This is a genomic window from Pedococcus sp. P1_H8 (assembly GCF_056405175.1).
Map to the genome: position 1 here is coordinate 42,268 of NZ_JBFUCP010000004.1, position 25,368 is coordinate 67,635.

The following is a 25,368-nucleotide window of genomic DNA, read 5'->3' on the forward strand; positions in this document are numbered from 1 at the left end:
AGTGCACCTCGACAACCTCAGCGGGGCGACTGTGGCCATCACCGGCGGGACAGGATCGTTCGGCTCCACCATGGCCGCCCACCTCCTCCAGCAGGGGGTCAGCACCGTGCACGTCCTCAGTCGTGACGAGGCCAAGCAGGACGAGATGCGCAAGCGGTTCTCCGACCCGCGGCTGAGGTTCTTCCTCGGGGACGTGCGTGATCGCGAGTCCGTTGCCAACTCCTTCGTCGACACCGACTTCGTCTTCCACGCCGCGGCGCTCAAGCAGGTGCCGTCTTGCGAGTTCTTCCCTGAACAGGCCGTGAAGACCAACGTCGTGGGCAGCCACAACGTCATCGAAGCGGCCGCCGCTGCTGGCGTGCGCTCCGTCGTCTGCCTCAGCACGGACAAGGCTGTCTACCCGGTGAACGCCATGGGCATGTCGAAGGCGTTGATGGAAAAGACTGCCCAGGCGTACGCCCGCAACAATCCGCACTCCAAGACCACAGTCTCGGTAACCCGGTACGGAAACGTCATGTACTCGCGCGGATCCGTTATCCCGCTCTTCGTCCAGCAGCTCGAGCAGGGACGCCCACTCACTCTCACCGAGCCCGGCATGACTCGCTTCCTGATGTCCCTGCCTGAGTCCGTCGACCTCGTCCAGTACGCCTTCTCTGAGGCGGAGCCGGGCGATCTGTTCGTACGCAAGGCCCCCGCCGCGACTGTGGACGTTCTCGCTCGTGCGGTCGCATCCCTCCTCGGAGACGATGACCCCGAGATCAAGGTGATCGGCACTCGCCACGGCGAGAAGCTTCACGAGACGTTGCTCAGCCGCGAGGAGATGCTCAAGTCGAAAGACCAGGGCGACTACTTCAGCGTCCCGCTCGATGCCCGCGGCCTCCAGTACGAGGTCTACGTCGAGGAGGGCGAGAAGGAAGCCGCCGAGGTCGACGACTACACCTCAGCCAACACCGAGCAGCTCGACGTCGCGCAGACCAAGGAACTGCTCCTCAAGCTCCCGGAGATGCAGCGAGTTCTTGGAGTCGTCGCCTGATGCGCTTAGTGCTGACCGGCGCAGCCGGGTTCCTCGGGTGGCACACTCGGACGCGCCTGCATGCCCTGACGGACCACGAAATCGTCCCTGTCACCAGGGAGAATTGGGACCAGCTCCCAACGCTGCTCGAGAGCGCCGATGCTGTGATCCACGTCGCGGGCGTGAATCGCGGGGACCCACAGGAGGTCGAGGCAGCCAACGTGCGCTTGGCAGGGGACCTCGCGTACGCCGTGCGGCAGGTCGGTAGGCCAGTGCGAGTCGTCTACGCCAACTCGATCCAGGCTGGCAACGGCACGCCCTACGGCACGGGCAAGCAGCAGGCTGCTGCCCTCTTGGCCGACGCCGCCACAGCAACTGGAGGTCACTTCGTCGACGTCCTACTCCCCAACATCTTCGGCGAGCATGGCCAACCGGCCTACAACTCGTTCGTGGCGACTTTTGTCGATGCGGTCGTGCGAGGCGAGCAGCCCCAGCTCAGCGACCGGGAGGTGGCCCTGTTGCACGTTCAGCGGGCCGCGCAAGTGCTCCTGGATGCCCTCGAGACGTCGGAAAAGGCTCTGACACCCGCCGCCACACCCACATCGGTCGGTGAGATCTACGCGCTGCTGTGTGAGTTCCACGAGCTCTATGCGACAGGAGACATTCCCGTGCTCGACACAGCGCTGCGAGTGGACCTGTTCAACACCTACCGCGCAGCCCTCTTCCCGGCCCACTACCCCATTGCGCTGACCGCCCACTCCGACGACCGCGGACGCCTGGTCGAGACGGTCCGCGCCCACGGCGGCCAGGGTCAGACCTTCGTCTCCACCACGAAACCGGGGATCACCAGAGGCGAGCACTTCCACCTCGGCAAGGTCGAACGGTTCGCGGTGCTCAGTGGACAGGCACGGATATCGCTGCGGCGGGTGTTCCATGACGAGGTCGTGTCGTTCGAGGTCTCGGGCGACTCGCCCTCCGTCGTGGACATGCCCACCATGTGGGTCCACAACATCACCAACACTGGTGAGACCGAGGTGACCACGCTGTTCTGGACACACTCACTGTTCGACGCGGAGAACCCCGATACCTACTGGGAACCCGTGGCTGACGTTGCAAAGGCGGATGCATGACCAAGGTGATGACCATCGTCGGGACCCGCCCCGAGATCATCCGGCTCTCGCGGGTCATGGCGCGACTCGACGCGACGGTCGACCACGTGCTGGTCCACACGGGGCAGAACTACGACTACGAGCTCAACGGGATCTTCTTCGACGAGCTGGGGATTCGAAAGCCGGACCACTTCCTCGAGGTCGACACGTCGAGCTTGGGGCGAGTCCTCGGCGAGACCCTCATCAAGGCCGAACAGGTTCTCCTCGAGGAGCAGCCCGATGCCGTCCTGGTGCTCGGCGACACCAACAGCTGCATCGCCGCGATCATGGCGAAGCGGATGCGAATTCCGGTGTACCACATGGAAGCCGGCAACCGTTGCTTCGACGAGAACGTCCCGGAGGAGACCAACAGGCGGCTCGTCGACCATGTCGCCGACTTCAACCTCGTCTACACCGAGCATGCCCGCCGCAACCTCCTCGCGGAGGGGCTGCACCCCCGTCGCATCCTGCTGACCGGGTCGCCGATGAAGGAAGTGCTGCTCCAGCACCTCGACCAGTTCGCCCAGAGCACCATCGTGGGAGACCTCGGCCTGAAACCTCAGGGCTACCTGCTCGTCTCGGCGCACCGCGAGGAAAACGTCGACAACCCCGAGCGGCTCGGAGCGCTGCTCGACTGCCTGGTGGCCGCCCACGAGAGGACTGGCCTGCCCGTCCTCGTATCGACCCACCCGCGCACCCGCAAGCGACTCGAGGCCCTCGGACGCGAGCTGCCTGCGGCGCTGATCTTCCACAAGCCGCTCGGTTTCATCGACTACGTGCGCCTCCAGCAGGAGGCGCGCTGCGTCCTGTCCGACAGCGGGACGATCAGCGAGGAGTCCTCGATCCTCGGCTTCCCTGCCGTCACCCTGCGCGACTCGATCGAGCGCCCCGAAGCGCTCGACACAGGCTCGATCATCATGACGGGTCTGGATCCCGAAAACGTCGTCGAGGCAATCGAGGTTGTTGTGCACGACGCGAGCGCCGGGCAGGTCGTGCCAGCCGACTACGCCATCGACAACTGCTCAGAGCGAGCGGTCCGGTTCATCCTGTCCACACACCGCCGGCACGAGCAGTGGCACGGCCTTCGCCGTTGATAACCACCGTGGCACTTAGGCAGCGTGCAGATGGGCTCGGGCTGAGGTCCGTCGGAGGGTCCTTCCTCGCGCGGGGGGCATCGATCGCGGCATCGTTCGCCTTCGCCGCCCTCGTGGCGCGACAGCTGGGACCCGAGGCCGCCGGCCAATTCTTCGTGCTCTTTGCGGTCTTCACAGGCGCCGCAACGCTTGGACGATTCGGCACCGACAACATGGCCATCAAGCGGATCGCCGGCCTGCGCCAGGGTGGCGGCCCCGAGTCACGGCGCCTCCTGCAGGTGTGCGCGGCGACCGCGTGCGTTGCTGCAGTGCTGATGGGCCTGATTGGCGCCGCACTCCTGCGTGAGACCCTCTCAGGCGGCCAGTTGGTCGCCGGATCGGCCCTCCTCGGAGCGGGGGTGCTACCGGCCTCGCTCTCCGTGACCGCGAGCGCGATCCTGCGGGCGCGCGGGCGGGTCGCGACAGGCACCCTGGCCGAGTTGGGCTCGACGCCCCTTCTGGGCTTTGTCGCGCTGCTCGGGTTCGATGCCGCTGCCGATCCGGGCGTGCTCCCGTGCCTGGTGATCTTCTCGCTGGCCAACTTGGCCACATCCGTGTGGGCACTGCCCGCTGCTCTGGTTGCAACACGCACAACTCAAACCGGGGTAGAGGGGGTACGAGACCTTCCGCCTCAGGCCACCGGTGCCCTGGCCTCGATGATGGGCACGTCGCTGTTGTTCTACCTGCTCACATGGGCGCCAGTGCTGACCCTCGGTCTGTTCAGCTCACATGCAGAGGCTGCCTACTTCAACAGCGCCGCCCGCCTGGCCGCCGTGGTCGCCTTGCTTCCCGCGATCCAGGTGACCTATCTCGCGCCACGGTTCGCAGCGTTGCACCATCACGGTGACACTCACTCACTCAACCTTCTGGCTCAACGTTCAACGCGGCGCGCGGCTGCCTGCGCTGGCTTGCTCGGCTCGCTACTGGCGGTATTCCCCGCCCAAGCACTACGGGTGTTCGGCGAGCAGTACATCGCAGCCGCCGGAAGCCTGCGCCTTCTCGCCCTGTCGTCTGTGGTCGTCGTGGCCTTGGGACCGGTGAATGCGCTCATGCTGATCGCTGGCCTCGAACGCCGCGCTTCCCTGTTCAGCGCCTTGGCCCTTGGTCTCGCACTGATATCGCTCGTGCTGCTCGGACCAGCCTACGGTTCGCTCGGTGCCAGCGTTGTCATGTCTATCGTGAGTATCAGCTACGCGACAGCGGCCACGATCACCCTGCAACGGAAGGCCCACATTTTCGGGCAGGCCTTGGGGCCAAACGGTCGTCCAGGCCGGGGCCTCCACCTGACCGGCGCGAGCGGCGAAGGACGATCTCAGTGAAGCAGCACCCGAGTCTCGTGGTCTTGACCTGCGTCGTTGGCGCCGCAGGCGCGCTTCTCGCTGTCATGCTTTCCCTCCCCACCTCTCAAATGGCTTTATCGGCACTCTTGATCATCGCGGTGCCCCTGTGCCTGAAGATGGGCGTGTGGCGCGTCCTCGTTTGCGTTTCGTTCGCGGCCTCCGCGGGACACGGAAACGCCGCCACGAAACTGCTGCTGGAAGATCAAGTCTGGTACGCCATGCAATTCGCCCCGCTGATTCTCGCGGGGGCAATAGCACTTCTCGTCGGCCGAGGTCGACCAGCGCCTTGGGGACCGAGGGTGCTCATCCTGCTCCTGGTCGTGCTTGCCGCTGCATCCGCCTCGTGGAGTGCTGAGCCGGCTACATCCATCGCTCAAGCCGGCCTCTTTCTCGTGGTCGCTTCCTTCCTTGTCGCATCGATGCCTCGATGGACAAGCAGAAGCGCACTGGCAGGGGATGTAGCAACGCTGGTCGGCATAGCTGCCGCGGCACAGATGCTCGGCTTGTTCGGATGGACCTCGGGCGCGGCTTGGGCTCTGAGTGACTACGGGCGATATCAGGGAATCTTGACAAATCCCAACTTCGCGGGCGAGCTGTCTGCAGTAGCGATACCGGCCTCGATCTACCTATTCACGGTCTATCCGCGTCCAACGGGTCGGATCATGCTCTTGGCTGCCCAAGCAGCACTCTTGACCTCCTTGGTTCTCTCCGGGTCACGAGGGGCATTACTCGCGGCCATCATGGGAGTTCTTGCCACATTCGCCATGCGCTCTCAGCGCGTCCGTGCCATAAGGGCCCTCTGGGCGGCCAGCGCAGTTGTTGCTCTCGCCTATCTCGTCCGACCGACCCTGTTCAACGGCCTCTTCGACAGTTTCAGTCGAATACAGCAACGGACGGACCTGTCAGCCGGTCGCTTCGAGATCTACGCTGAGGTGATCCAAAGGTGGCAAGAGCATCCAATTGCGGGTGCTGGATTTCGAACAGCTGAGGACTTTGGACGGGGGACGGTGACTGCCCACAACATTTACCTGAGCCTCCTGGCCGAGTTAGGGGTTATCGGCGCCCTGATGTTCTTGGCACTCCTTGTCAGCCTTTGGAAATCTTCGGCGCGCCAGGGACCGGAGCGTGCACTTGTTGGGCCTGCATTGGCCGTCCTCATCCTTCAGCTGACTGAGTCGACCCTCTTCGGCTTTGGGGGGGCAACCCCCCTCCTTTCATGGCTCTGGCTGTTCGCTTTCGCCGCCGCCGGGTCCATCAAGCGCGCTGAGTCAGCCCCACCCGGAATACCCCCCACGCGGGCACAGCGGCCACAGCCGTGGATCCGGTCACGGATCAACAGTCCTCTCAAGGGAACTCAATCGTGAAGGCCAGCTCACCCTCATCGGTCTTGGTGGTCGCGAGCGTCTTCAACGGCAGCACGCGCATGGACCCATGGCTTGTCGACGACCTCGTCGAGGGTCTTCGCGCGCACGGTGCGGACGTTGACGTCTTGGTGCACGATGCGGCGACCCCTCGCCCACGCGGACTCACGGGCACCTTGGGCGGGGCCCGCGTGTTCAGCGTGGGACCGACCGCCGACTCGAGCGGACCACGGCGACTGCTCCAGCACGCTTTGGCAGGACTGCGCTACCGCGTTCTGGGCCGCACGTTCGTGGGCGCCAAGACGTACGACCTGGTGGTGTTCTTTTCTCCTGCATTCCTGAGCGGCTTCTACCCGTCCCGCCTTCGGCGCGCCGGACGCGCACGCCATGTGGCTTTTGTGCTCTGGGACTTCTTTCCTGTCCACCAAGCTGAAGTCGGCCGCCTGGGCAGAAGTCCGGCGTTGCCGGTGCTCAAATGGATCGAGCGCCGAGCGATGGCCGCCGCCGACACGATCTGCGTCATGAGCCCTGCGAGCGCTCGATTCCTCGCCTCCTACCACCCAGGCTTGAACTGCAACGTCGTCATCGTTCCCCCATGGGGCGGCAACGCAGACGTCAACTTGAACAAGCCTGAGACCGCACAAAGCTCCCCCGCCCCTTCCACGGGACCGAACCAGATGGGCCGAGACCCCAGGTTCACGCTCGTCTTTGGCGGTCAGCTGACCTTCGGGCGCGGGGTCGAGACGCTCCTCGATGCCGCCAAGCTCCTGGAGGACCGCGGGATCCCCGCCAACATCATCATCGCCGGCACGGGTCCGGACGAGGCACGACTCCGCCAGCAGGCGCGAGAGCTTGGGCTCGCACAGGTGGAGTTCCTCGGCCGCATCCCCCGCCCTGAGTACCTGGAACTGCTGTCACGAGCTCAGGCGGGCTTGGCGGTGACGGTGCCGAACGTCTCGATCCCGTCGTTCCCATCGAAGATCGTCGACTACTTCCGCATGGGCGTTCCGGCAATCCTCTGCCTTGAACGCACGTCGGATGTCGGACCGATGATCGCCTCGACCGGGGCGGCATTGTCCATCGAGGCCGGAGACAATCAGGGACTGGCCGACGCGGTGACCGAGCTCTTCACGGAGTGGCGCGACGGCCGCTACGCGGCCCGCCAGGACGCCGCACGGCGCTACTACGCCGACGAACTGTCGTCGGACGTCGCCGCCAAGCGGATCCTTGCCCTGGCTTCAGGAGACGCTGCCAAGCGGCTCCCGATGAGCCGCAGCCGCTAGCCCTAGGCGAGCTCGGCGACCGCTGCGGCCACGGCGTCGGCGACGCCCTCGGCGAAGACACTGGGCACGATCTCGTCCGCTGTCGGCTCGGGCACCAGCCCGGCGATGGCCTGTGCTGCCGCCAGCTTCATCGCCTCGGTGATCTGCGGCGCTCCCGAGTCCAGCGCTCCGCGGAAGATCCCCGGGAAGGCCAACACGTTGTTGATCTGGTTCGGGAAGTCCGAGCGGCCCGTGGCGACCACCGCGGCATACTTCGACGCCACGTCGGGGTGCACCTCGGGATCGGGGTTGGCGAGCGCGAAGATGATCGACGACGGGGCCATCCGCGCGATGTCCGCCTCGGGCACCTGACCGCCGGACACCCCGACGAAGACGTCGGCGCCCACCAGCGCGTCGCCGAGCGACCCCGAGAGGCCGCGTGGGTTCGTCGTCGCGGCGAGGCGGCGCTTGTGGTCGGCGAGGTCCTCGCGTGCCGGCGCGACGATGCCTCGCGAGTCGCACACCACGATGTCCTCGACTCCGGCGCGCGCCAGCAGCTTGGTCACCGCGACACCCGCGGCCCCGGCACCCGAGACGACCACCCGCAGCGACTCCAGGGGCCGGCCGACCACCTTGGCTGCATTGATCAGGCCGGCCAGGACCACGATCGCCGTGCCGTGCTGGTCGTCGTGGAACACCGGGATGTCGAGCCGCTCCTGCAGCTGCCGCTCGATCTCGAAGCACCGTGGCGCCGAGATGTCCTCGAGGTTGATGCCGCCGTAGGTCGGGGCGATCCGCACGATGGCGTCGACGAGCTCGTCCACCGAGCCGGTCTCCATGCACACCGGCACCGCATCGACGCCGCCGAAGTGCTTGAACAGCACCGCCTTGCCCTCCATCACCGGAATCGCCGCGAGCGGCCCGATGTCGCCCAGCCCGAGGACTGCGGTGCCGTCGGTGATGACGGCGACGGTGTTCGCCCGAGCCGTGTAACGGGCGGCGAGCGAGGGGTCGACGGCGATCGCCCGGGACACGTCCGCCACGCCCGGCGTGTAGAGCAGCGCGAGATCGACGCGGTCCCGCAGGGGCTGCGTGGCGTGTACCCCGAGCTTGCCGCCCTCGTGCGCCCGGAAGACCGGGTCGGACGGGTCGAACAGCGGAAAGGACGGGAACGCAGACATGGACGATTCACCTCAAAGGAAGACAAGAAAAATGCGTGGGGCACACCGCGCACGGATAGATCCGCGGTCGAACGACAGCCGGGTGTGGCCTCTCAGACGCAATACGCGGGGGTTACCCGCGAGTTCATGGTGGCACACCCGAGCGCGCGAAACCACCGTCGTAACGCGAGTGTGACCCGCGTCGCCCCGAGTGCTGGCCACGTGCCGGCCAGGCACCGCGAAGCCTGGGGTGGGCGAACGCAAGCCCGCCCGCCCCCGTTGCGGAGGCACCGCTAGCAGGCCGACACGGTCCAACCGTTGTCCGGCACGGTGTACCAGAAGGTGCCGGCTGTTCCACCACCGATCGCCCTGCAGGCAGCGCCAGACGACGACTGCCCACTGATCGCGTACCGCTGGTAGATGGGCAGGTAGACCTTGAACGAGTACGTCGCGGTGCACTGGTTTCGCACGATGTACACCGAGTTGTTGCCGGCGCGGTCGATGGCCCCCCGCACGGCACAGGAAACGGCATCGGCACGGGGTTCCCCGACCAGAAGAGGCCCACCCACGAGACCAGCGACGAGGATCACGGCGAACGCCAAGACCTTCAGTTTCATCACTATCTCCTCTCTGCGAACACGTATTCGAGGGTCCTCGCCAGTGGATGGGCACGTCAATCAACGCCCCGAGTGGGACATCTCGGATTCGAGACTGTTTCGGAACGTCAGATCTAGCCCGCCTCCCGATCGTTGCTGGCAGGATGCCCCTAACCCCCAGCGGGCGACCTGCGGCCATCCCAGGCCCCACGGCATACGAGGAAGGAACCTCACCGCATGACCCATCGCTTGCGCCCCACCACTCTCCTGATCGCGGGGCTGGCCACCGCAGGACTGGCCCTGTCGGCCTGCGGCTCGGACTCGTTGTCCACGAACACGAGCAGCTCGAGCAGCAGCTCCACGACCAAGGCCGCGGTCGACCAGGCCCTGGTGGCGAAGCTGCCCGCCAAGGTCAAGAGCGCCGGCAAGATCGTGATCGGCACGGACGCGACCTACCAGCCCAACGAGTACCTCGACACGGACGGCAAGACAGTCATCGGCATGGACGTCGACCTCTTCGACGCCGTCATGGCCAAGTTCGGCATCAAGACCGAGTGGCAGCCCACGGGCTTCGACTCCATCATCCTCGGGGTCAGCAGCGGCAAGTACGACGTTGGCGTGTCCTCGTTCAGCGTCAACGCGGACCGGATGAAGCAGGTGACGATGGTCTCGTACTTCAAGGCCGGCACCCAGTGGGTCGTGCAGAAGGGCAACCCGAAGAAGGTTGATGCGGAGAACGCCTGCGGGCTCAAGGTCGCGGTCCAGAAGGGCACCATTCAGGTCGACGACCTCGCCGCGCGCAGCACGAAGTGCACCAGCGCGGGCAAGCCGGCGATCACCCAGCTGGTCGACCCGGACCAGGCCAAGGTCACCGCGATGATCCAGTCCGGCAAGGCAGACGCCATGGCGGTCGACCTCCCGCCGGCCATCGCGGCCGTGCAGCTGACCAAGGGCTCCGTCGAGCTGCTCGGCGAACAGTACGACTCAGCCCCCTACGGCTTCGTTCTCCCCAAGGACCAGACCGAGTTCGGTCAGGCCATCGTCGACGCGCTCAAGTCCATGGAACAGGACGGGAGCTACAAGCAGATCCTCGACAAGTGGAAGGCCGAGGGCGGGTCGATCAGTGACTTCGCGGTAAACCCGTCGGTCGGCTGACGCCATGGCCCCTCAGGCAGAGGACCGGCCGGGCGTGATCCACGCCGAACGACAAGTGGAACTGGAGCTACACGTTCCAGATCATGATCCAGAAGCCCGTCATTCAGGGCGTGTACGTGGGAACGATCCTTGGCACCGTCATCGCCATGGCGGTGGGCATCGTGCTCGGGATCATCCTCGCCATCATGCGGATGTCGGACAACTTCGTGCTGCGCGGGGTCTCCTTCGCCTACACGGCGTTCTTCAGGTCGATCCCCCGCTACGTCCTGCTGTCCCTGTTCGCCGTCGGCATCGGCTACCTGTACAACACCTTCCAGATCGGCGTGCCCTTCACGTCCATCCACTTCTTCACGCTCGACTACCAGGCGTACTCGAGCACGGTGTGGATCGGTGGCCTGGCCCTCGGCCTGTCGGAGGCGGCCTACATGGCCGAGATCGCCCGCGCCGGAATCCTGTCGGTCGACAAGGGTCAGGCCGAGGCCGCCCAGGCGATCGGCATGTCGCCAGGCAAGACCATGCGGCGGATCGTCCTGCCGCAGGCAATGCGGGTCATCGTCCCGCCGACCGGCAACGAGACGATAGCCATGGTCAAGGACACGTCGTTGTTCATCGCGGCGCAGATCACCCTGGAGCTCTACTACCAAGCGACCTTGTTCGGCTCGCGGACCTTCCAGGTGATGTCCGGCCTGATGGCAGCGACCCTCTGGTACCTCATCCTCTGCTCGATCCTCATGGTCGGACAGAGCTACCTCGAGAAGTACTTCGGGCGAGGTTTCGGCGCGCCCAGTGCCAAGGCCCAGCAGAAGCTCCAACAAGTTGCGGCGGACCACTGATGACCACGACACAACAGACCGGCGAACCGCTCGTCCACGCGGTCAACGTGACCAAGTCGTTCCACGGCAACCAGGTGCTCAAGGGCATCGACATGGACGTCCACGCCGGCGAGGTGGTCTGCCTGCTCGGGCCGTCCGGCTCGGGCAAGACGACCTTCCTGCGCTGCATCAACCAGCTCGAGTCGATCGACGGCGGGCGAATCTGGGTCGACGGCGACCTCATGGGCTACGCCGACCGCGGTGGCACGCTGCACCACCTCACCGACAAGCAGATCGCCGCACAGCGACGCGAGATCGGCATGGTGTTCCAGCGGTTCAACCTGTTCCCGCACAAGACCGCCCTGGAAAACGTCATGGAAGCCCCGATCCAGGTCAAGGGCGAGAAGAAGGCGACTGCGCGCGAACGCGCCCTGGTCCTCCTCGAACAGGTCGGCCTCAAGGACAAGCCCAGCGCCTACCCCGCCCAGCTGTCCGGCGGTCAGCAACAGCGGGTCGCCATCGCTCGGGCGCTCGCGATGCAGCCCAAGCTGATGCTCTTCGACGAACCCACCTCTGCCCTCGACCCCGAGCTGGTCGGCGAGGTCCTCAAGGTGATGCGCCAGCTCGCCAAGGACGGCATGACGATGATCGTCGTGACCCACGAGATGAGCTTCGCCCGCGAGGTGGCCGACCGGGTCGTCTTCATGGACGGTGGCGTCGTCGTCGAGCAGGGGCCGCCGAGCGAGGTCATCTCCAACCCGCAGCACGCGCGGACAAAGTCGTTCCTCAGCCGCATGCGCCAGGAAGAGCAGGAGCACGCCGAGCACCTGCTCGAGGCCGCGCAGCGCAAAGAGTCGGATCTTGCCGCACCGATGGAGCCTGCTGGCCCCGACGCCGGGGCGTCGGGGTGAGATGCGGATGCGCGACTGCTCCGGGCTAGGCATGATGGCATCAGGCGACGACGACTGGGAGAGTGCGTGACGGTGATCGGGGTAGTCCGCGTCCGAGGTCGCTCCATGGAACCGACCCTGCACACCGGAGACCGGCTCGTCGTCCTGCGTGGGGCGCCGCCACGCCTCGGCCGCCTCGCGATCGTGCGCCTCCCCGACGACTCCGACGGGGTCCGGCGCCCGCTCGCCATCAAGCGCGTGACCAGGCGCGATCCGTCCGATCCCACCCGCTACTGGGTGGAGAGCGACAACCAGTCCGCCCCCGGCGTCACCGACTCGTGGACCCACGGCATCGGCTCGCTCGCCCGCGAGCAGATCCGGGCCCTGGTCCTCTTCCGGCTGCCCGCGTCCTATCCCGGGCGGCGACTCGCCCGCCGGCTGGTCCGCCGCTTCACCCGCTGACGCGGCTCGGCACCCAGCCGCACCCCACCTCCCACAGGTGCGCGGGCGGCATACCTGCTCGTATGCCGGTCACCCCCTGGGGGTGCCGTGCGACCCGCTGACCTGCGGGGTAGGGTCGAAGCCGCACGAGAACATCCACCTCGCAGAAGGGATTCGCATGCTCTCCCGCCATTTCCGCACCACTGAGGTCAGCGCCCACTGCGACCTGCCCTGTGGTGTATACGACCCCGCCCAGGCACGCATCGAGGCCGAGTCGATCAAGGCCATCATCGCCAAGGTCGCCGACAACGACGACCCCGACTTCCGCACCCGTGCGGTGGTCATCAAGGAGCAGCGCTCCGAGCTGGTCAAGCACCACCTGTGGGTGCTGTGGACCGACTACTTCAAGCCGCCGCACTTCGAGAAGTACCCCGACCTCCACACGCTGTTCAACGAGGCCACCAAGCTGGCCGGTGCGTCGGGCACCAAGGGTGAGTTCGACGCCGCCAAGGCCGACGAGCTGCTCGCCAAGATCGACCAGATCGACAAGATCTTCAAGGAGACCAAGGCCGCCTGAGCCACACGGTCATCGGAGGGTCGCCCMCCGCTGGTGGGCGGCCCTCTGCCGTGCCGGCACGTCGCGACACTCAGCCCGCGGACGGGTGCCGGGTCTGCTCCCCCACGTCGGCAGCAGTTCTGGCCATGCCGATGGTGACCGAGGTGCGCAGGTGGGCGTCCAGCTCGGTCCAGACCCCCGACAGCAGGCGCAGGTCGACCACCTGGCCGGTGCCCTCGACCGGGGCCTTGACGACGACGCGGGGCCGCTTCTTGTAGAGCCGGGCCGACTCCGCGATGAGCGCACTGATCGTCGTGCACTGGCCGGAGGCGATGATCTTGGTGACGACGCGTGAGGGCTGTCCCTCGACGTGGGCACGCACGCCGGCCAGGCCTGCAGCCACGAGGTTGCCGCAGTCCTCGGCGTAGACATAGTCGCGCATGGTGTCGAGGGGGACGTACACCGTCAGAGGGAAACCGGTGGCATGGGTGCGGCAGAGCTGGGAGATGAGGCCCTGGGGCTTGGTGAGGTCCTGCCCCGGCCCGTAGAGGTTGCCGATGCGACCCACCAGGACCGCCGTCCCCGTTCGCCGCGAGAATTCCGCGACCGCCTCCTCCATCCTCAGCTTGGCTCGCCCGTAGGCGACCAGGGCAGCGGTGGGCGAGTCCTCGGTGAACGGCGCGCGGACCGGCGACCCGGCATACACCCCTCCGGCGGAGGAGGCGAGGAAGAAGGCGCCATCCCTGCCCTCGGGCAGCGCGGCGGCCAGGTCGGTGAGGAAGTTCTCGAACAGCTCCACCTCGGCGAGCAGATCCGCCTCGGCCGTGGCGACCACGCCGGCCCCGGCGCACCACGCCACGGCCCAGCTGCCGCCGTCCGCGCGCTCGGCGAGGGTCGCGATCCCCTCCCGCAACGCTGCCCGCGCGGCCACGGGGTCCGACCACGGCACGCGCGCGGTGACCACCTCGCCACCGCGCCGGCGGACCGATGCTGCGACGTGCGAGCCCAACAGGCCGCCGGCACCGACGACCCAGGTGGTCGCCCGCGTCATGCGCCCTCGCTCACCCGTGGTCCCTGGGCGTCCTGCCCGGTGTCCACCCGCGGCGCGGCCGCCGCGTCGTGCCCGGCATCTGCCTTGGGCCCGCCATCCGCCTCGAGCCCGGCATCCGCACGCTGTGCGGGTCGACGTCCGAGCGGGCCGCGCTGGGGATCTGTCGTGATGAGGTAGAGCGGCTTGCCCATGGCCATGTTGACCGCGACTCCGAGGTACTCGGCCACGATGCCGAGCGAGAACAGGACGGCCCCCGTGCCGACGATGACGAACACCATCACCGACGTCCATCCGGGGACGATGATGCCGCCGAACAGCCTGACCACCACCAGCACCACCGCGACGACGACGCCGAGCAGCGCGAACGCGGCCCCGATCATGCTGACGAAGCGCAGCAACCGGGTGCCGCTGGTCAGCACCAGTCTCCAGAAGTGCGACATCAGGCTCCGCAGCCGGTAGCCGCTGCGACGGTCTCCCTCCTCACGCATGGGCAGGGGACAGCTGGTCACGCCGCCCGCCACCCACCCGAGGGCCACGTCGAGGTAGACGCCCGCGCCGGCATACGCCGCCAGTCCGCGGGCCACCTCGCCCAGGACGAGGCGGTAGGAGTGGTAGAGGTTCGCGCCGGTGTTGCCCGTCAGCCGTTCGACCAGCCACTTCGAGCCCTTCGAGGCGGTGTTGCGCAGCGGACCGTGCGGAGGCTTGTTGGTGGGACGGGCGTAGACGACGGCCACCTGCTCAGCCATCGCGCGGTCGAGGAGGGCGCCCAGGTAGGCCGGGTCGTGTTGCCCGTCCTCATCCATCGTCACGACCCAGTCGCCGCCAGAGGACGACATCCCCGCCAACGTGGCCGCGTGCTGGCCGAAGTTCCGGCTCAACCAGACGGGGCGGACGAAGTCGTACTGCCGGACGAGTTCGCGGATGGTCTGGTCGGACCCGTCCGGGCCGTTGTCGTGCACGAGGAACAGCTCGCTCACCCGCGCCAGGTGGCCGTCCTCGGTGCGGAAGTCTTTGGTGTACTCGGCGATCTCAGCCACCACCTGCGGCAGCGTCGCGCGGCCGGCGTAGACAGGGATGACCACCGAGATCAGGTGGGCGGCGAACTGGGGAGGGGGTGCTGCCGGCATGCCCGCACTATAGTCATCCAGTCCCCCGCCCCTCGGGGCGACCTTTTCGAGGAACCGGGTGCCATGGCCAACCTCTCCGCCCCCGACGCGACGGAGCCGCACCTGCCCCCCGCCGGTCCGCTGACCCAGCTGGTCCGCAACCAACAGGTCGCCTACCTCCTCGTCGGTGGCATCAACACCGCAATCGGACTCGGCTTCTTCGCGCTGGCGCACTGGCTGCTCGGCAGCACGATCGGCTACATGGGGTCCCTGGTGGTGGCCTACGCCTTGGCGATCCTGGTGGCGTTCGAGCTCCATCGGCGGTTCGTGTTCAGGGTGAAGGGCCACCGCGCCCGTGACCTGGCGCGGTTCGTCGGCGTGCATTCGACCTCGCTGGCGATCAACGCCGCCCTGCTGCCGCTGCTCATCGAGGTTGCCGGGCTCGGGCCCTTTGTGGCGCAGGCCATCGCCACCGGGCTGACGGTCGTGCTCAGCTACTTCGCGCACAAGCACTTCAGCTTTGCCCGCGACCTCGGGCCGGGTTACCCGGGCGACCTCATCGAGCACGAGAGAAACGACCCGACTACGTAGCCTGCCTGCTCCGCGGCGCGGGCGCTGCTGGGCGGTGCGGGCGCCGCTGGCTCAGGCGGGCTTGCTCGCCGCGACGACCACGGAGGAGCCGAACGGCAGGTCCATCCGGGCCAGCAGGGCCCGGTCGACCCGGCTGAGGCCCATCAGCACCCGCTCCACCGACTTGGGGACCTGCGGGAGGCTGACCACGTCCGCTGCCTCGCTCGACGACGGCCGCACCCGGCGGGCGACCCGCTCGGCGACGAAGAACGGAAACACGGAGGCGAACGCGTACGTCGCCCGGTCCACGGTCAGTCCGCTGCGCTCGACGGCGGCGACGGCCCGGGCACGGGTGTAGCGGCGGTGGTGGCCGTTCTGGTCGTCGAAGTCGGTCCAGGCCCACTGGTAGGCAGGCACCGACACGAGCAGCCGCCCTCCGGGGGCCAGGACGCGAGCGACCTCGTCCAGCGCGGTCCGCTCGGGCTCGCAGTGCTCGATCACGTCGAACGCCGCCACGATGTCGAACGCCGCGTCCTCGAAGGGGAGTGCCAGGGCCGAGCCGCAGACTCCGTCAGCGCCGAGACCGCGCGGATCGAGGTCGAGGGACACGTGGCGGTCGCCCCCTCGCAGCCAGGCCACGCTGGGGCCGTCGGCGCTGCCCACGTCCAGGATGCGTGCGTCCCGGTCGACGTACTCCTCGAGCACCTCTCGGAGCAGGTCCGTGCGCGCGCGGTACCACCAGTACGTCGGCGCGGCGATCGAGGCGGAACCACCGTGAGCCACAGTCATGGGCGACACCCTAACCGGATCCCGGGGCTGCCCGCGGCATCGGCCGGCACCGTGCCTTTCGCCGGTCGGACATCCCACGGTTACCGACGAGTCGGGCATAACGTACATCGCGAACTGCCCATCGGCAGTCGCTCCTTCTTCCATGCGGAGGTCCGAAGGTGAGTACCGACAACGCTGTCGACCACGACACCGTCCCCCCGGCCAACAAGGGACTGCTGGCCATCGCCGGCGTGCTGCTGGCCATCCCGATGATCGCCCTCCTCTGGGTGGGCAGCTACGCGAAGAAGGACCCCGAGCTCTGGGGCTTCCCGTTCTTCATCTGGTACCAGTTCCTGTGGGTCTTCCTGTGCTCGGCGCTGACCTTCACCGCCTACAAGCTGGTCCTGAAGGCCCGCCCCCACCGCCCGATGACCGGCGACGACTCCGGCCTCGACGACACCATGGAGGCCGGCCGATGAACGCCCTCGCGCCCACCGCAGCAGGCACCGGTGTCAACGGTGTCGCACTGACCGTTCTGATCCTGCTCTTCGCTCTCGTCACCGGTATGGGCTTCTGGGCCTCCCGCTGGCGTCAGGCCGACAGCATGGAGTCCCTCGACGAGTGGGGCCTGGGCGGTCGACGCTTCGGCACCTGGGTGACGTGGTTCCTCCTCGGAGGTGACCTCTACACGGCATACACCTTTGTCGCCGTGCCTGCGGCGATGTTCGCCCTCGGTTCGGTCAGCGGGTTCTTCGCGGTGCCCTACACGATCGTGCTCTACCCGATCATCTTCATCTTCATGTCGCGGCTCTGGTCGGTGAGCCACCGGCACGGCTACGTGACGCCGGCGGACTTCGTCAAGGGCCGCTACGGCTCGCGGGGGCTGTCCCTCGCGGTGGCGATCACCGGCATCCTCGCGACGATGCCCTACATCGCGCTGCAGCTCGTCGGCATCCAGGCCGTTCTCGAGGTTGCCGGCGTCGGCGGCAGCAACGCCCTCGCCAAGGACCTGCCGCTGTTCATCGCCTTCGCCCTGCTGGCTGCCTACACCTACTCCAGCGGACTGCGGGCGCCCGCCATCATCGCGTTCGTCAAGGACGCGCTGATCTACCTGGTCATCATCGTCGCGGTCATCTATCTCCCGTCGAAGGTCGGCGGCTGGGACAACGTCTTCAGCGCGGCGGAGGCCAAGATGGCCAAGCCGAGCGTCGCCAACCCGGCCAAGCCGACCGGTGCGTTCATCCCGAACAGCCAGCAGTACTGGGCCTACGCCACCCTGGCGTTCGGCTCGGCACTGGCCCTGTTCATGTACCCCCACTCGATCACGGCGACCCTGTCGAGCTCGAGCCGCAACACGATCCGCCGCAACGCCTCGATCCTGCCGGCCTACTCCTTCGTGCTCGGCCTGCTGGCCCTGCTGGGCTGGGTCGCCATCGCCGCCGGCACCAAGCCGATCGGCCTCGACGGCAAGCCGAACGCGCAACTGGTCATCCCCCAGCTGTTCGAGGACATGTTCCCGAGCTGGTTCGCCGGAGTCGCTTTCGCGGCGGTGGCGATCGGAGCCCTCGTCCCGGCAGCCATCATGTCCATCGCGGCGGCCAACACCTTCACCCGCAACATCTACCGCGACTGGATCAAGCCCGACGCCACGCATGCCCAGGAGGCCAAGGTCGGCAAGCTGGTTTCGTTGCTGGTCAAGGCATTTGCGCTCGTCTTCGTCCTCACCCTCGACAAGCAGAACGCGATCAACTTCCAGCTCCTCGGTGGCATCTGGATCCTGCAGACGCTCCCGTCCATCGTCTTCGGGCTGTACACGCGGTGGTTCCACCGGTGGGCGCTGCTCGGCGGCTGGGCGGTCGGCATGGTCTACGGCACGATCGCGGCCTACAACGTCATCAACCCGACCACCAAGGGCCACTTCGGCGGCTCTTTGGCGATGATCCCCATGCTCGGCAAGATGGGCTACATCGCGATGACGGCCTTCGTGATCAACCTGATCATCGCCATCGTCGCCACGCTCATCCTCAGGGGCCTCAAGGTCGACCCGGGCAGGGACGACACCATCAAGGGCGACTACTTCGCCGACGCCGGCGACCCCCGCGTCGAGAAGAACCTCGCCATGGATGCGCATCTCACCACGGGCACGCCGTAGTAGCTGCGTTCGTCACCTTTGCTGGCAGGGACTAGTGGATGGTGGACAGGGTGCAACCTGTCCGCCATCCACTTTCCTTTGCTGGCAAAGGTTGCTCCGCGTGGCGGGGCTGCAGGTCAACCACCTCGGGTATGCCGCGGGGTCAGGACCCGCTCGCGGCGGACCGTCCTCGTCGACGTTCGAGCACCCGGGTGAGCGAGTCGACGACCCGCGGGTCGTACTCGTAGCCCAGGCCGAGGTGGATCCGCTCCATCGCCCTGTGGTCGTTCCCACCCGTGTCGCAGAGGTCGTCGTAGGCGTTGGCCACCTTGATGATGCGGCTGGACATCGGGAGATCCTGACCGAACTCGCGCACCTGCCGGTAGGGGGTGGTCTGCGCCTCCATGATCGCGGCCACGCTGTCGAGCACACCGGTGGTCCGGACGATCTCGGCACCGTCGTGGGCGATCCGCTGCTGGTCCGCGGGGGCAGCCATCACGGTCGCCCCGGCCGGGATCGGCTCTCGGAGGGCGACCTGCCCCAGGTCGTGCAGCAGGGCGGCATACTCCAGATCCGTGAGCTCACGCTGGCCCATGCCCATGTCGCGACCGATCGCCAGGGAGACATCCGCGACCCGCTGGGCATGGTGGGAGACGGTGTAGCCGGCACGGTCGGTCAGGGAGGACAACGCCCCGATCGTCTGGCGGTAGGTCGTGCGGATGCTGGCGTTGCGCTGCACGGCGAACGTCGTCAGGACAAGGGGGAACAGGAACAGCGGCAGGGCCGCGATCCCGATGGCCACGTCGGCCAGCGCGATGAGCGCGCCCGAGGTGACCAGAGCAGTGCCGAGGGCCAGCGTCGACCTGACCTCGTCGATGACGGCGGGGACGAGGGGGGCGTGGTCGCGTCCGGCGTGCGCTGCCGCCTCGAGGGCGAGCTGGGCCACCATGGTCAGGCCACCGACGAGCAGCATGACGACACCGACCAGCCAGCGCTGGCCGGCCCAGTTGCCTTGCCACTCGACGAGGGTCTGGCCGTTGAACTCGACACCGCGGTAGAGCACCGGGGCCAGTGACACGCCGGCGACCCGCGCAGAGACGTCCACCCAGGAGACGGTCGAACCGGAGACCCGCAGGACGAGGCCTCCCACGATCATGGCGACAGCCACGACGAGCACGACGGGGGCGGCGCCAAGGTGCGCGCCCCCGGGCTCGCGGACAGCAGAGAGCGCCAGGCCCAGCGCGGCTGCCGTGGACATCGGCGCAGTCTCGCGGCCGGTGAGGATCCGCAGCCGCGCCGTCTCACCCAGGATGATGGCGAGGCAGAAGAGCGAGACCGACAGCAGCGGTGCGCCCCTGAGCGACAGCAGCTCCTGGCGCCCGGACAAGAAGGCCTCGGCGACCACGAAGAGCGCCAGGAGGACCAGGGGCCACCGCAGGTCGACGGTGATCCGCCGCAGGGTGGTCACAGAGCCCCTCCGACCGGCATGGCCACGGAGGCCGTCGCTCCCTTGACCTTGGCCCTCAGGTCGTGGCGCTGGGCGAAGAGGTCCGAGACCTCGGGTTCGTCGTGGTCGAGAGTCACCGCCGCCCCTGCGAGCTCCTCGGGGGTGCGTTCGGTCATGGCCCACACGTGCCGAGCCAGCACTCGCCGAAGAGCGTCGACGACCGCGGGGTCGAACTGTGTGCCGGCGCGGGCGGCGACCACCTCGAGCGCGGCGTCCACGCTGATCGCGGCACGGTAGGAACGGGAGGTGGTCAGCGTGTCGAAGGTGTCGGCGACCGCGACCAGTCGCGCGGTGAGGGGGATGTCCTCGCCCTTCAGCCCGGCAGGGTAACCGCGGCCGTCGAACCGCTCGTGGTGGTGGGCGATGCCGTCCACCGAGCCCGCCACGAAGTCGATCCCCTGGACCAGCTCCACCGCGCTGAGTGCGTGCTCGGCGAGGACGACCAGCTCGTCGTCGGTCAGCGGCTGCCGAGCCCGAAGCACCTTGCTGGGCACGCAGACCTTGCCGATGTCGTGGAGCATCGCCGCCGTGCGGACGTCCTGGATCTCCTTGTGCCCCAGGCCAAGCGTCTCGGCGAGCCACTGGGCAAGCTGGGCGGTGCGGTCGCTGTGCCCGCTGTTGGAGGGGTCCTTGGTCTCGACGGCCGTCACCAGTGCCCGCAGCGTCCGGTCGTGGGCACGCAACTCGTCGCCGTACTGGACGAACGCCCAGCGGGCGACGAACAGGGGCGCGAGGACGAGGACGGCGCTGAACCAGCCCACGCCGGCCGGAAGCCACAGCACCACGAAGAGGAAACCGATGACGCCGTAGCCGATGTAGGCCGCGCCGGAGGTGGTGAGCAGCTTGAAGAACTGGGTGCGCATCGGGGTGCCGGCGGAGAACCTCACGACACCGGAGATCAGTGCGGCATTCAGCAGGCACTGGGCCACGTCGGCCACGATGAGGGGCAGCCCCACGAGGAGCAGGATGCGACCGGCCGAGTCGGAGCCGCCGGGATCACTCAGTCCCCCGGCCCACAGGTAGACCAGACCACCCAGGGACCCGATCGAGCTGCAGAGTGCGACGTTGAAGAGGCGGACGATGACCGGCTGTGACTCCTTCTGGACCACAGCGGCGGCGGCGCCCACGATGGCTGCCCCCACAGGGCCAACCACGACAGCAGAGGTGAGCAGGATGATCCTCAGGAACGACAGCTGAATGCGCGAACCGACGTCAATCTCGCGCAACAACCAGCTGGTGATGCCCAGCCCGGACAGAACGAAGACTGCGTAGATGTCGCCCAGCTGACCCGTGGCCAGCCAACCTATCGAGGCAAGACCCAGCGCGAGAGCCACGACGACCGCCACATAGATGATGGTCGCGCGGTTGTGCAGTCTGCGCGCAGACGCTCCCGGGTCAGGACTTGTGCTCACGGCACCAATCTAGGCCCGGGGGGCCATCGGGGTGGGTCAGCCGCCCCAGCTCCACACGGAGGTCATGCCGGTCGAGGACTCGACGTCCTGGGGGGACCACACGATGTTGTCGTTGCCGGAGAGGATGGACTCGAAGATGGTGGTGATCGCCTTCATGGCGGTGCTCCTTCTGCCTGAGGCTCGACTCATACGTTCGGCTACTTCAGGCGGTCACTTGTCCCGAGCCGCCAGGGGTGCGGTGCGTGGACAGGACTATGATGCCGGGCAACCTGCGTCCTTGGGACGCTCCTTGCCCGTTCTTTGCCAAACCTTGAAGGTCCTATCGCCCCTTTGGCATCAATCGTTCGACCCTTTGGACGGCGTTTGTCCGCATGGCTCCCGGTATTGGCCCGACGGCACGTTCTCGCCTCTAGGCTGTGAGAGACTGGCCCGGCACCCGGTGCGTAACGCGCCACACCACCCACTGACGGAGTGACCCATGAGCAAGCGCGCCCGCAAGCGCCGCTCGCGCAAGGGCAACGCGGCCAACCACGGCCGCAAGCCCAACGCCTGAGCCTGCGCCACGACGCATCGAAGGGGCGGTCGAACCATCTGGTTCGACCGCCCCTTCGTCGGTACCTGTCAGCGTTTCGCGGTCACCGCCGCGCGACTACTCCGAGATCTCGTAGCGGATCGTGGTGATCCTGGCCATGATCTGGGTCCGCAGCTCCACGGGGGCCTCCTCGCAGGCGCAGGACCGCTTGACCAGCGCCTTGAGCGCCTGGTCGAGGTCGTACTCCTGCAGGCAGGGCCCGCACTCGTCGAGGTGGTGCTTGATCTTGACGGTGTCGTCCTGCGTCATCTCACCGTCGAGGTACTCGTAGACCCGGTGCAGCACCTCCGAGCAGTCCGAACCCGCAGCCTCTCCCGCTCCCTGACCTTCGCAGCTCATGAGTCCGCTCCCTGGGTGGCAAAGCCGCGCTCGGCGGCATACTCCGTCAGCAACTCCCGCAACTGGCGCCGGCCGCGGTGCAACCGTGACATGACGGTCCCGATGGGGGTATCCATGATCTCGGCGATCTCCTTGTAGGCGAAGCCCTCGACGTCGGCGAGGTAGACCGCCAACCGGAAGTCCTCCGGCAGCTGTTGCAGTGCCCGCTTCACCTCGGTGTCGGGCAGGTGGTCCAACGCCTCCGTCTCGGCCGAGCGCAGCCCGCTGGAGGTGTGCGACTCGGCACGGGCCAGCTGGTAGTCCTCGATCTCGGCGGCGTCGGACTGCAGCGGCTCACGCTGCTTCTTGCGGTAGGTGTTGATGTAGGTGTTGGTGAGGATGCGGTACATCCACGCCTTGAAGTTCGTGCCGGGGCGGTACTGGTGGAACGCGGCGAAGGCCTTGGTGTAGGTCTCCTGGAGCAGGTCCTCGGCGTCGGCCGGGTTCCGCGTGGTCCGCAGCGCCGCGGAGTACAGCTGGTCCAGCAGGGGCATCGCCTCGCGCTCGAAACGCGACTGCCGCTCGGCAGGGGTCTCGCTCGCCACGTCGACCGTGGCGTCAGGGGTGGCCTCGTCGATGATGGTGTCGGTGGCAGGTGTCTCAGTCATTGCCCTCCAGCCTAGCCCGGCCTCGGCCTTGGCTGGCTTGTCGGTCGGTGCGGAGAAGCCCAGTGCGACGGGCGCGGAGAGCGCGGCTTCGCCGACGGGCTGCGCGGTCAGAACGGGCACGAGCGAACTCCTGGTGGTGTATCGGCTTCGCCGACCGTGTCGCGGTCGGTCCCTTGGTCCAACCGAGTGCCTCGCGCGGTCATTCCCACCCGCTACGGTCTCCGGTATGTCGCGCACATCCGAAGCCTCGTTCGTCGAGCTGCTCACGCAGCAGGTTCGCCACGAGTTCACCGCCAGCCAGCAGTACATCGCGATCGCCGTGTGGTTCGACGGCCACGACCTCCCCCGGCTGGCCACGCACTTCTACCTGCAGAGCGTCGAAGAGCGTAACCACGCGATGATGATGGTCCAGTACATGCTGGACCGGGACTGGGCCCTGACCGTGCCCGGCGTCGACGAGGTCCGCAACGACTTCGACGCGCTCACCGCGCCGATCAAGCTGGCCCTGGCCCAGGAGAAGGCCGTCACGGGCCAGATCGAGGCGCTCTTCCGGGCGGCGCGCGCCGAGGGCGACGTGCTCGGCGAGCAGTTCATGCTCTGGTTCCTCAAGGAGCAGGTCGAGGAGGTCGCCGCGATGAACACCCTGCTGACCATCGCCGAGCGCGCCGGTGACGACTGGTTCCAGATCGAGGACCACCTCGCCCGTGAAGCCGTGGGCGACGGCGGCAAGGACGCCTCCGCCCCGACTGCCGCAGGCGGCGCGCTCTAGCCCAGTGAGTTCACGAAGGCCAGGGCGGCTGCGACCAGGTCGTCCGGCTTCCTGGTGAAGCCGTGGCCGCCCTTGACCACGCTCACCCAGGACGGGTCGGGCAGTTCGGCACGCACCTCCGCGGGCGTGCCGAACGGATCTGCCTCGCCCTGAACCACGTGCAGCGGTATGCCGTGCGGCACGGGTGCGCGCAGCTCCTCGGCCCGCGACGCCTCGGGCTTGCCGGGAGGGTGGAGCGGGAAGGCCAGCGCGAGCACCGCATCGGCGCCCACGGAGTGCGCGGTCCGGAAGGCGACCCTGGCGCCGTTGCTCTTGCCGCCCACGACCAGCGGCCTCGGCAGGGCGCCGCGCCCGGCCGTCAGGTGGGCGAGCACCGGAAGCCATGACGGGTCCTGGGTGGCCGCGGGTGGCGGCATCTTGCGACCAGCCAGCACCCAGGCCTGCTCGACGAGGGCGACTGCCCACCCGGCCTCGACGAGGCCGGTTGCCACGGCGGTCACGTCGCCGGCGCGGATGCTGCCCCCGGCTCCGTGGGTGAGGACGACCGAGCCGTGCGCCCGCGGTGGACGCGCCACGTGCACCCGCGCCGGCCCCAGTGGGGTCTCGACCTCGACCACGCGTTCGCTGCTTGGTTCCCTGCTCATGCGGGGTTCGGTCCCCCGCCGGTCTCGGCTGTGGTCAGGGCCTGGCCCCCGATGATCTCCCCGGTCATCGGGTCGACCACTCCGTCGAGCTCGTCGATGCCCGCGGGCTCGATCAGCTGCGGACCGTTGCTGCGGCTGGACGAGACGGCTGTCCCCACCGGGTAGGCCTCGAACCGCCCGGGCGCCGAGAACGCGAGCAGTCCGGCGACGTCGTCGTGGTCGGTCACCGACGGGTCGAGCCAGGTCGACCAGTCCTCACGTTCGAGCACCAGGGGCTGTCGGTCGTGGATCCGGTCCAGTCCGGCCTCGGCCTCCGTCGTGATGATGGTGAAGGTCGTGAGCCACGCCTCGGGGTCGGCGCCATCGGCGACCTCACGATCGCGCCAGAACTCGTAGAGCCCGGCGAACGCGACCACGTCACCGTCTGCCCGGTGCATGTAGAAGGGCTGCTTGCGCGGGTTTCCCTTGGCATCGGTGCTGACCGGCGACTTCTGCCACTCGTACCACCCCTGGGCCGGAACCAGGCAGCGACGCGATGCCGCGGCCTTGGCGAAGGACCCCTTCTCCAGGACCGACTCCGCACGGGCGTTGATCATCCGCATGCCGATCTTGGTGTCCTTGGCCCAGCTGGGCACCAGGCCCCACGTGAGCAGCCGGAGCTGACGGACGGGAGGCGCGTCACCGGCATACCCCTCCTTGGGCGTGGGCTGTCCGGACGGGACTTGCGTTGGGCGCGGGGCGCGGGTGAGGACCACGGGCGCCTGCTTGCTCGGCGCCAGGTTGAAGTCGGGTGTGCCCGCCGGCGGCGACTGGGGGTTCTTGAGGATGCTGCGGGCCCGCTCTGAAGTCCGGTCCTGCTCGACCTCGAACTCCTCGACGAGCTCGTCGGGATTGGCTGTGGCTGCATATCGGCCGCACATGGTGGACAGGGTACGCAGGGACGCTGACCTGCCCATACGGTAAGAA

Annotated in this window: 27 protein-coding genes; 16 read left to right on the top strand and 11 right to left on the bottom strand. The window is 67.7% G+C overall.

The window, feature by feature from the left end; translation table 11 throughout:
* Nucleotide 1: 1 nt before the first annotated feature.
* The 6 genes from AC1DYG_RS05615 to AC1DYG_RS05640 all read left to right on the top strand — a co-directional run bounded on the left by AC1DYG_RS05615 (nt 2) and on the right by AC1DYG_RS05640 (nt 7,277).
* Complete coding sequence (locus AC1DYG_RS05615) at nt 2–1,033, top strand: polysaccharide biosynthesis protein (protein ID WP_477638908.1); 1,032 nt, start codon at nt 2–4, stop codon at nt 1,031–1,033.
* Nucleotides 1,033–2,142, top strand: a complete 1,110-nt coding sequence (locus AC1DYG_RS05620; RefSeq protein ID WP_477638909.1) for a polysaccharide biosynthesis C-terminal domain-containing protein — start codon at nt 1,033–1,035, stop codon at nt 2,140–2,142. The genes AC1DYG_RS05615 and AC1DYG_RS05620 overlap by 1 nt, the downstream gene beginning before the upstream one ends.
* On the top strand, nt 2,139–3,254 hold the full coding sequence (wecB, locus tag AC1DYG_RS05625) for a non-hydrolyzing UDP-N-acetylglucosamine 2-epimerase (RefSeq protein WP_477638910.1): 1,116 nt from the start codon (nt 2,139–2,141) through the stop codon (nt 3,252–3,254). The genes AC1DYG_RS05620 and wecB overlap by 4 nt, the downstream gene beginning before the upstream one ends.
* Before the next feature lie 113 nt (nt 3,255–3,367).
* Nucleotides 3,368–4,612 carry a lipopolysaccharide biosynthesis protein gene (locus AC1DYG_RS05630; RefSeq protein WP_477638911.1) on the top strand — a complete coding sequence of 415 codons (1,245 nt, stop codon included), beginning with the start codon at nt 3,368–3,370 and terminating at the stop codon, nt 4,610–4,612.
* Nucleotides 4,609–5,997, top strand: a complete 1,389-nt coding sequence (locus AC1DYG_RS05635) for an O-antigen ligase family protein (RefSeq protein ID WP_477638912.1) — start codon at nt 4,609–4,611, stop codon at nt 5,995–5,997. The genes AC1DYG_RS05630 and AC1DYG_RS05635 overlap by 4 nt, the downstream gene beginning before the upstream one ends.
* Nucleotides 5,994–7,277: a glycosyltransferase family 4 protein gene (locus tag AC1DYG_RS05640; protein ID WP_477638913.1), complete on the top strand. Its 1,284-nt coding sequence runs from the start codon at nt 5,994–5,996 to the stop codon at nt 7,275–7,277. Before AC1DYG_RS05635 ends, AC1DYG_RS05640 begins: the two co-directional genes overlap by 4 nt.
* A 2-nt stretch (nt 7,278–7,279) precedes the next feature.
* On the opposite strand, the gene AC1DYG_RS05645 is transcribed toward AC1DYG_RS05640, so the two are convergent.
* Nucleotides 7,280–8,437: an NAD(P)-dependent malic enzyme gene (locus AC1DYG_RS05645; protein ID WP_477638914.1), complete on the bottom strand. Its 1,158-nt coding sequence runs from the start codon at nt 8,435–8,437 to the stop codon at nt 7,280–7,282.
* Nucleotides 8,438–8,709: 272 nt separating this feature from the next.
* On the bottom strand, nt 8,710–9,033 hold the full coding sequence (locus AC1DYG_RS05650; RefSeq protein WP_477638915.1) for a hypothetical protein: 324 nt from the start codon (nt 9,031–9,033) through the stop codon (nt 8,710–8,712).
* Between the two features lie 216 nt (nt 9,034–9,249).
* Here AC1DYG_RS05650 and AC1DYG_RS05655 point away from each other — a divergent pair, with 216 nt between their 5' ends.
* From AC1DYG_RS05655 to sodN, 5 genes are all read left to right on the top strand, one after another.
* Entirely contained in the window at nt 9,250–10,167 is a 918-nt protein-coding gene (locus AC1DYG_RS05655; RefSeq protein ID WP_477638916.1) for an ABC transporter substrate-binding protein, read from the top strand.
* An 83-nt stretch (nt 10,168–10,250) separates the two neighbouring features.
* On the top strand, nt 10,251–11,000 hold the full coding sequence (locus tag AC1DYG_RS05660; protein ID WP_477638917.1) for an amino acid ABC transporter permease: 750 nt from the start codon (nt 10,251–10,253) through the stop codon (nt 10,998–11,000).
* A complete protein-coding gene (locus AC1DYG_RS05665; RefSeq protein WP_477638918.1) occupies nt 11,000–11,890 on the top strand; it encodes an amino acid ABC transporter ATP-binding protein in 891 nt (296 codons plus the stop codon). The genes AC1DYG_RS05660 and AC1DYG_RS05665 overlap by 1 nt, the downstream gene beginning before the upstream one ends.
* A 72-nt stretch (nt 11,891–11,962) precedes the next feature.
* Nucleotides 11,963–12,331 carry a S24/S26 family peptidase gene (locus AC1DYG_RS05670; RefSeq protein ID WP_477639473.1) on the top strand — a complete coding sequence of 123 codons (369 nt, stop codon included), beginning with the start codon at nt 11,963–11,965 and terminating at the stop codon, nt 12,329–12,331.
* A 157-nt stretch (nt 12,332–12,488) separates the two neighbouring features.
* Nucleotides 12,489–12,887 carry a superoxide dismutase, Ni gene (gene sodN / locus AC1DYG_RS05675; RefSeq protein ID WP_477619418.1) on the top strand — a complete coding sequence of 133 codons (399 nt, stop codon included), beginning with the start codon at nt 12,489–12,491 and terminating at the stop codon, nt 12,885–12,887.
* 70 nt (nt 12,888–12,957) lie between these two features.
* Here sodN and AC1DYG_RS05680 read toward each other — a convergent pair whose 3' ends face one another.
* Both AC1DYG_RS05680 and AC1DYG_RS05685 read right to left on the bottom strand, forming a co-directional pair.
* Nucleotides 12,958–13,917 (bottom strand): NAD-dependent epimerase/dehydratase family protein, encoded by a 960-nt coding sequence (locus AC1DYG_RS05680; protein WP_477638919.1) that lies wholly within the window; start codon nt 13,915–13,917, stop codon nt 12,958–12,960.
* Nucleotides 13,914–15,044, bottom strand: a complete 1,131-nt coding sequence (locus AC1DYG_RS05685; RefSeq protein ID WP_477638920.1) for a glycosyltransferase — start codon at nt 15,042–15,044, stop codon at nt 13,914–13,916. Before AC1DYG_RS05685 ends, AC1DYG_RS05680 begins: the two co-directional genes overlap by 4 nt.
* A gap of 63 nt (nt 15,045–15,107) precedes the next feature.
* Here AC1DYG_RS05685 and AC1DYG_RS05690 point away from each other — a divergent pair, with 63 nt between their 5' ends.
* Complete coding sequence (locus tag AC1DYG_RS05690) at nt 15,108–15,614, top strand: GtrA family protein (protein ID WP_477638921.1); 507 nt, start codon at nt 15,108–15,110, stop codon at nt 15,612–15,614.
* Between the two features lie 51 nt (nt 15,615–15,665).
* Here the strand turns inward: AC1DYG_RS05690 and AC1DYG_RS05695 are convergent, their stop codons facing one another.
* A complete protein-coding gene (locus AC1DYG_RS05695) occupies nt 15,666–16,382 on the bottom strand; it encodes a class I SAM-dependent methyltransferase (RefSeq protein WP_477638922.1) in 717 nt (238 codons plus the stop codon).
* A gap of 158 nt (nt 16,383–16,540) precedes the next feature.
* Between AC1DYG_RS05695 and AC1DYG_RS05700 the strand changes: the two genes are divergently transcribed.
* On the top strand, nt 16,541–16,840 hold the full coding sequence (locus AC1DYG_RS05700; protein ID WP_477638923.1) for a DUF3311 domain-containing protein: 300 nt from the start codon (nt 16,541–16,543) through the stop codon (nt 16,838–16,840).
* Nucleotides 16,837–18,513, top strand: a complete 1,677-nt coding sequence (gene mctP / locus AC1DYG_RS05705; protein WP_477638924.1) for a monocarboxylate uptake permease MctP — start codon at nt 16,837–16,839, stop codon at nt 18,511–18,513. Before AC1DYG_RS05700 ends, mctP begins: the two co-directional genes overlap by 4 nt.
* A 142-nt stretch (nt 18,514–18,655) precedes the next feature.
* On the opposite strand, the gene AC1DYG_RS05710 is transcribed toward mctP, so the two are convergent.
* Together AC1DYG_RS05710 and AC1DYG_RS05715 are read right to left on the bottom strand one after the other, a co-directional pair.
* Nucleotides 18,656–19,960: an HD-GYP domain-containing protein gene (locus AC1DYG_RS05710; protein ID WP_477638925.1), complete on the bottom strand. Its 1,305-nt coding sequence runs from the start codon at nt 19,958–19,960 to the stop codon at nt 18,656–18,658.
* Nucleotides 19,957–21,411 (bottom strand): HD-GYP domain-containing protein, encoded by a 1,455-nt coding sequence (locus AC1DYG_RS05715; RefSeq protein ID WP_477638926.1) that lies wholly within the window; start codon nt 21,409–21,411, stop codon nt 19,957–19,959. The genes AC1DYG_RS05710 and AC1DYG_RS05715 overlap by 4 nt, the downstream gene beginning before the upstream one ends.
* A 478-nt stretch (nt 21,412–21,889) precedes the next feature.
* Here AC1DYG_RS05715 and AC1DYG_RS05720 point away from each other — a divergent pair, with 478 nt between their 5' ends.
* Nucleotides 21,890–21,964 carry a 50S ribosomal protein bL37 gene (locus tag AC1DYG_RS05720; RefSeq protein ID WP_369791897.1) on the top strand — a complete coding sequence of 25 codons (75 nt, stop codon included), beginning with the start codon at nt 21,890–21,892 and terminating at the stop codon, nt 21,962–21,964.
* A gap of 96 nt (nt 21,965–22,060) precedes the next feature.
* On the opposite strand, the gene rsrA is transcribed toward AC1DYG_RS05720, so the two are convergent.
* Both rsrA and AC1DYG_RS05730 read right to left on the bottom strand, forming a co-directional pair.
* Nucleotides 22,061–22,342, bottom strand: a complete 282-nt coding sequence (rsrA, locus tag AC1DYG_RS05725) for a mycothiol system anti-sigma-R factor (RefSeq protein WP_477638927.1) — start codon at nt 22,340–22,342, stop codon at nt 22,061–22,063.
* Nucleotides 22,339–22,989, bottom strand: a complete 651-nt coding sequence (locus tag AC1DYG_RS05730) for a sigma-70 family RNA polymerase sigma factor (RefSeq protein ID WP_179420630.1) — start codon at nt 22,987–22,989, stop codon at nt 22,339–22,341. The genes rsrA and AC1DYG_RS05730 overlap by 4 nt, the downstream gene beginning before the upstream one ends.
* Before the next feature lie 226 nt (nt 22,990–23,215).
* Here AC1DYG_RS05730 and AC1DYG_RS05735 point away from each other — a divergent pair, with 226 nt between their 5' ends.
* Complete coding sequence (locus AC1DYG_RS05735) at nt 23,216–23,758, top strand: ferritin (protein ID WP_477616615.1); 543 nt, start codon at nt 23,216–23,218, stop codon at nt 23,756–23,758.
* Here AC1DYG_RS05735 and AC1DYG_RS05740 read toward each other — a convergent pair.
* Both AC1DYG_RS05740 and AC1DYG_RS05745 read right to left on the bottom strand, forming a co-directional pair.
* Nucleotides 23,755–24,402: an alpha/beta hydrolase family protein gene (locus AC1DYG_RS05740; RefSeq protein ID WP_477638928.1), complete on the bottom strand. Its 648-nt coding sequence runs from the start codon at nt 24,400–24,402 to the stop codon at nt 23,755–23,757. The two genes, AC1DYG_RS05735 and AC1DYG_RS05740, sit on opposite strands and share 4 nt — an antisense overlap.
* On the bottom strand, nt 24,399–25,322 hold the full coding sequence (locus tag AC1DYG_RS05745) for an SOS response-associated peptidase (protein ID WP_477638929.1): 924 nt from the start codon (nt 25,320–25,322) through the stop codon (nt 24,399–24,401). Before AC1DYG_RS05745 ends, AC1DYG_RS05740 begins: the two co-directional genes overlap by 4 nt.
* Nucleotides 25,323–25,368: the final 46 nt, after the last annotated feature.

Coding starts and splice junctions, on each gene's coding strand:
- AC1DYG_RS05645 (WP_477638914.1), bottom strand. CDS start 8,437: ATGTCTGCGTTCCCGTCCTTTCCGCTGTTCGACCCGTCCGACCCGGTC.
- AC1DYG_RS05620 (WP_477638909.1), top strand. CDS start 1,033: ATGCGCTTAGTGCTGACCGGCGCAGCCGGGTTCCTCGGGTGGCACACT.
- mctP (WP_477638924.1), top strand. CDS start 16,837: ATGAACGCCCTCGCGCCCACCGCAGCAGGCACCGGTGTCAACGGTGTC.
- rsrA (WP_477638927.1), bottom strand. CDS start 22,342: ATGAGCTGCGAAGGTCAGGGAGCGGGAGAGGCTGCGGGTTCGGACTGC.
- AC1DYG_RS05735 (WP_477616615.1), top strand. CDS start 23,216: ATGTCGCGCACATCCGAAGCCTCGTTCGTCGAGCTGCTCACGCAGCAG.
- AC1DYG_RS05695 (WP_477638922.1), bottom strand. CDS start 16,382: ATGACTGTGGCTCACGGTGGTTCCGCCTCGATCGCCGCGCCGACGTAC.
- wecB (WP_477638910.1), top strand. CDS start 2,139: ATGACCAAGGTGATGACCATCGTCGGGACCCGCCCCGAGATCATCCGG.
- AC1DYG_RS05660 (WP_477638917.1), top strand. CDS start 10,251: ATGATCCAGAAGCCCGTCATTCAGGGCGTGTACGTGGGAACGATCCTT.
- AC1DYG_RS05740 (WP_477638928.1), bottom strand. CDS start 24,402: ATGAGCAGGGAACCAAGCAGCGAACGCGTGGTCGAGGTCGAGACCCCA.
- AC1DYG_RS05680 (WP_477638919.1), bottom strand. CDS start 13,917: ATGACGCGGGCGACCACCTGGGTCGTCGGTGCCGGCGGCCTGTTGGGC.
- sodN (WP_477619418.1), top strand. CDS start 12,489: ATGCTCTCCCGCCATTTCCGCACCACTGAGGTCAGCGCCCACTGCGAC.
- AC1DYG_RS05650 (WP_477638915.1), bottom strand. CDS start 9,033: ATGAAACTGAAGGTCTTGGCGTTCGCCGTGATCCTCGTCGCTGGTCTC.
- AC1DYG_RS05655 (WP_477638916.1), top strand. CDS start 9,250: ATGACCCATCGCTTGCGCCCCACCACTCTCCTGATCGCGGGGCTGGCC.
- AC1DYG_RS05730 (WP_179420630.1), bottom strand. CDS start 22,989: ATGACTGAGACACCTGCCACCGACACCATCATCGACGAGGCCACCCCT.
- AC1DYG_RS05690 (WP_477638921.1), top strand. CDS start 15,108: ATGGCCAACCTCTCCGCCCCCGACGCGACGGAGCCGCACCTGCCCCCC.
- AC1DYG_RS05665 (WP_477638918.1), top strand. CDS start 11,000: ATGACCACGACACAACAGACCGGCGAACCGCTCGTCCACGCGGTCAAC.
- AC1DYG_RS05745 (WP_477638929.1), bottom strand. CDS start 25,322: ATGTGCGGCCGATATGCAGCCACAGCCAATCCCGACGAGCTCGTCGAG.
- AC1DYG_RS05685 (WP_477638920.1), bottom strand. CDS start 15,044: ATGCCGGCAGCACCCCCTCCCCAGTTCGCCGCCCACCTGATCTCGGTG.